2 tRNA genes are annotated in these 269 nt (G+C 48.3%); both read left to right on the top strand.

Going from position 1 to position 269, the window contains the following annotated elements:
* Positions 1–54 precede the first annotated feature (54 nt).
* Positions 55–127: transfer RNA gene (locus HMPREF3031_RS11870), tRNA-Phe, on the top strand.
* Positions 128–150: 23 nt separating this feature from the next.
* Positions 151–226, top strand: a tRNA-His gene (locus tag HMPREF3031_RS11865).
* The last annotated feature ends 43 nt before the right edge of the window (positions 227–269 follow it).

Raw genomic sequence — 269 nt, 5'->3', positions numbered from 1 at the left:
GTCACGCAGGAGATCGCGGGTTCGATTCCCGTCGGGACCGCCATTATTAATTAAGGTTCAGTAGCTCAGTTGGTAGAGCAATGGATTGAAGCTCCATGTGTCGGCAGTTCGACTCTGTCCTGAACCATTCTTATTTTTATTATTTGTCTGGCGGTTGTGGTGAAGTGGTTAACACATCGGATTGTGGTTCCGACATTCGTGGGTTCGATTCCCATCAGCCGCCCCATAATCGTTAATGCGGGTGTAGTTTAATGGCAAAACCTCAGCCT

Source organism: Staphylococcus sp. HMSC072B07 (assembly GCF_001815505.1).
In the GTDB taxonomy this organism is placed as follows: domain Bacteria; phylum Bacillota; class Bacilli; order Staphylococcales; family Staphylococcaceae; genus Staphylococcus; species Staphylococcus simulans.
The sequence above is the reverse complement of the archived record's forward strand: the minus strand, read 5'-3'. Positions and strand labels throughout refer to the sequence as shown.